General features: G+C 43.8%; 4 protein-coding genes and 1 pseudogene. 2 read left to right on the plus strand and 3 right to left on the minus strand.

What is annotated here, in order from left to right; translation table 11 throughout:
- Positions 1–380 precede the first annotated feature (380 nt).
- Together RMO35_RS07475 and RMO35_RS07480 are read left to right on the plus strand one after the other, a co-directional pair.
- Positions 381–1,247 (plus strand): alpha/beta hydrolase, encoded by an 867-nt coding sequence (locus RMO35_RS07475; protein ID WP_309739807.1) that lies wholly within the window; start codon positions 381–383, stop codon positions 1,245–1,247.
- 166 nt (positions 1,248–1,413) lie between these two features.
- A complete protein-coding gene (locus tag RMO35_RS07480; protein ID WP_309739809.1) occupies positions 1,414–1,731 on the plus strand; it encodes a hypothetical protein in 318 nt (105 codons plus the stop codon).
- 87 nt (positions 1,732–1,818) lie between these two features.
- On the opposite strand, the gene RMO35_RS07485 is transcribed toward RMO35_RS07480, so the two are convergent.
- The 3 genes and pseudogenes from RMO35_RS07485 to RMO35_RS07490 all read right to left on the minus strand — a co-directional run bounded on the left by RMO35_RS07485 (position 1,819) and on the right by RMO35_RS07490 (position 3,889).
- Complete coding sequence (locus RMO35_RS07485; protein WP_309739812.1) at positions 1,819–2,583, minus strand: pantothenate kinase; 765 nt, start codon at positions 2,581–2,583, stop codon at positions 1,819–1,821.
- A 3-nt stretch (positions 2,584–2,586) separates the two neighbouring features.
- Positions 2,587–2,727: pseudogene (locus tag RMO35_RS25220) on the minus strand (RtcB family protein); the annotation flags it as partial.
- A gap of 43 nt (positions 2,728–2,770) precedes the next feature.
- A complete protein-coding gene (locus RMO35_RS07490) occupies positions 2,771–3,889 on the minus strand; it encodes a pentapeptide repeat-containing protein (RefSeq protein WP_396135626.1) in 1,119 nt (372 codons plus the stop codon).
- Positions 3,890–4,124: the final 235 nt, after the last annotated feature.

Genomic DNA, 4,124 nt, shown 5'->3' on the forward strand with positions numbered 1-4,124 from the left:
GATTTGAACATCCGTCCGCCAGTGGGGCGTTTTCTAAATTTACGAGCGTATGCTTGATTACGCTCCGCCTTTTCCTTCTTCAGGTTGCGGCGTTTTGCCATATTTGCCTCTGTAAAAATAAACGATAGGTATCTGCCAACCCAATCGGAACTGGGTTTGTCAGGGAGTGAGCGAAACATCCTTAGCCGTCTGAATCAAAGATCGAGTCTAACCATCGGAGATGAATCCGAGCGGACGTAGCTTCAGCAAATATTATCATACGCGATCGCGCACCCCAAAGGCTAGTAACTGGATCGATTTCTATAACCCGGCGCAGACCGAGGATTTTTTTAGGCTACGATCTGATTACACCCTGAGCGCACTCGGCTCTCAGCAATTTGTTGCCCTATTGTCTAGCCGCTATGGTCGATCGCAGTTCTCGAATCAAACTCTCCGCCGGACAGATCTTCTGGCATGAAGCTGGCGATAGTCGTCGTCCCGTACTAATATTTCTGCATGGTAGTTGGCACGATCGGACGCAGTGGGATGGTGCAATAAATTTATTGAGCAAAAATTTTCATTGTTTGGCGCTCGATCTACTTGGTTTTGGTAATTCAATTGCAGTGCAAGCTCCTAATTCGATCGAGATGGAAGTTGATTGTTTACAAGAGTTTATTACAGCGCTCAAATTACGTCAGATTTATCTCATCGGGCATTCTTTAGGTGCTTGGATTGCTGTCAGCTATGCCCTAAAGTATCCAAAATTAGTTAAAGGAATAGTGACAATTTCACCTGAAGGATTCTCTGTCGCTAATTGGCAATATCAGTTTACTACTAGATGGCTACTCTCTCAGCCATCAATGTTTAGACTATGGCTAAATAGTTTGCAAGTAATAGCATCAATCGGCGATGGTGTCGAGCCATTGACAAAAAGTTTAGCGTATTGGGGATTTTTTAAAAGATTTCCCACTACTTGTAAATTGCTATTTCAAAGATCTGATCGCGATATTCGGCGCGAACTAGTTGCCGATAGATTAGCTCAATTCAAACTACCATTACTGATTCTCCAAAGCGATCGAGCAGAGCGCCAAACGATCGAACAGAGCCAATCCTATGCCCGATCCGTGCGGACATCTGAATATAAATTAATTAAAGAACCAGCATTAACTTCACCACCAGAATCAATCCGACAAATGGCTGTAGAAATTCAAGACTTTCTCGATCGCCTTCAACTTCATATCGATCGAGAAGAATTAGAAACATGGTAACGGGATCGTTCGATCCGTTCTAGCTCAACAGCTTCTACAAGACTACTGCCGAGCGGAAAATATCGATACCACAGTTTACAATTTTGAGATAAAATAGATGTATAACTCTAGATTGCAGCTAGATTCAGCTCTCAAAATCAACATACTTTTTAATCACGGCAACAAGATGTCAGAAGAACGATTCGATCGCATAGAGTCCCAAATCTCAGAATTGCGCGAACTCATGCAGCAGAGCATGACAGTCACGCAGCAGAACATGACAGTCATGCAGCAGAACATTAATGCTATCAGGGAAGATGTCATTGCGCTGCGTCATCGAATCGATAGCGTAGAAGGCAGTCAGAATGTCATCATCCGTGAAGGTTTTCAATCTCTGATGTCTTACAATGACGATCTCAACTATGAGCTGTCCGACAATAGCAGACAAACTCGATTGTTAAAAAGACGAGTTATTCGACTAGAGCGCAAAGACAAAGAGGATTAGATATAAGTTATTTTGTCTGTCAAGAGATCGAGATGAGGAGCGTAAATAATTACAGCGTTTTTCAGACATGCTTATTAAATCAAAAGTTCAAACATCTCGTAGAATTGCCGATAATCCTAAAAATAATAGGTCGCGATCGTAGCTTATTTTTGCGGCTAAATATAATGAATTTGACTGTAGATACCCAGCTAAAAGCTCACCATCGCCACCAGTCAAGACAATCTGACTATCCGGAAATAAATCCTGCCAATCTCGAATAAAATCACCAATACCCGAACTAACCGTATGTACTATCCCACTGGCGATCGCATCGGGAGTATGATGACACCAGCGTGGCGGTAATTGTGGTGGTAATTCGATTGCTGGTAAAGCAGCCGTACCGATCGATAAAGAGCGAATCTGCAATCTCAATCCTGGTAAAATAGCACCACCAACAAGTCGATGTTTAGCGTCTACACCAGTAATAGTTAATGCCGTACCGCCATCGATAACTAAGATTGGATACCCATAAATATTACCCGCACCCAATGTTGCTAAAGCTCGATCGATCCCTAGGGTAGGATAAAGATCGAGCAACGGAATATCTGCTAGCGTAATTAGTTTAACTTGCGGCAAGTGTTGCCAGATAGTAGTTTGTCTGGGAACGACAGAAACTAAATAAATGGGAATTCGATCGAATTCGAGCAGACTTTGATTAATTATTCGTTGGCAATCGATCGGCAAAAAGTCTAAATATCGATCGATACTAAGATATTCTGTATCCCAACTAGATTGAAATTTGGTATTTAAAAACCAAGCCCAGTGATAGCGGGAATTGCCGATCGATAAGCCAAACTGAATAGTTACCATCATCTGTTACGCCTTGAAAGTTAAAATCGGGCGCATTCTTGCTACCACCTCTACCATTCCAGCGGCTACTTGCTTATCGATAACGCAATCGATCGACTTGTAAGCTCCTGGAGCCTCCTCAATCCGCCGCTCCGGGCGGAAGTTGAGTTAATTTAGATTGCAATTATCAATTATCAATTAATTTAAAGAGTTACTTCTTCGGTGGTAACTTACTAGCAATCCCCTCACAGCCGCCTGGAATAGTCCGGCGGGAATTTTCGCCACACCACATACAGCAGTAGTGACGTTGCTCCTCGGACATCTCCTGCACATTGGTAAAATCCGCATGTTCTACCACCGCACCCGTATATTCCCCCGTCGTATAGTTGGGAATCTCATTGCGACTGCGCGGACAGGCAATTTCGGCATTCCCATAGAAAAAACGGGTACCTTTAACATCCGCACCATTTAGATTGGCTTCATATAGAATAGTGCGCGAAAAGTTGGCTTTGACTAAATCGCAACCACTTAAATTAGCCCGAATTAAATTGGCATCGCTAATATCCGCCCATCGTAAGTCAGCCCGCGAGAGATCGGCACCTGCTAGCATCACCCCCAAATCGATGACACGCACACCATGCAGGCGATCTTCATCATAACCGCCATCGCCATCTAAGATCGCTCGACCGAGCCTGCGATCGCGCCTAAGTGGCGTCAGGAGCTTAGACTGGGATAAGAACCGCAATACTTTAGCTTTACCCGCAGCATCGATACTTCCGAGCAATGCCGCCGTGCGTCCCGCTGCAAAGGCTTGTTCCTGCGGCCAATCTTCGAGGAAACCATCGTCATCCAAAACTAGATCGGAAATCCCCTGAAAATAGGTATCGATCGTCTGCTGTTGAGTGAGCACGTTTTGTTGGGTAGTGAGTCGATTTTGCTCGATCGTCAGGTCGCGCGAGATTATATATTGTCGCCAAGCAATATATACTGCTAAGATAGCAATCAAAATCTGACCGAATGCGCCACCCCACTCGCCTGAAGCACCAACAGCATTCCAATCGATCCGATCGGAAAAGCTGCTGACATACTCAAAAAATTCTAAGATCTGGAGCAGACCGACGATCGCAATGAGAACGGTAATCGAGGCGACTAATTGTAACCGTTGGGCTGGAGATAGGGAGTCTAAGAGTTCCTGGCGAACCCCGCGATAGATAATGGGAATCGATAATACTAGTGCGATCGCGCAACCTGCTGCGGCAATCAAGGTGTCGTTGCGCCATAATCCGAACACCATAATGGTGATCGCTATCAGATTTCCCCAGATTGTCATATTCTATGTAAAATACCTAGTGCAAATAGTCAAGAAACTTTAATTTTTTAGACTATCTGCTGTCATAATAACATTTTTTGTTCGGATTGAAATCATTAGTTTTCACAAGATGCCATAAGTTACAATTAAAGCGATAAAATTCAAACTATTTGCGGCTGTAAAAGCTTGTTTTGCTGTTTAATTCAAACAATCGATGAGCCGCAAATATCGTCATCGCCTCGACAAGATGGGTAGT

This window comes from Chamaesiphon sp. OTE_20_metabat_361 (assembly GCF_031364565.1).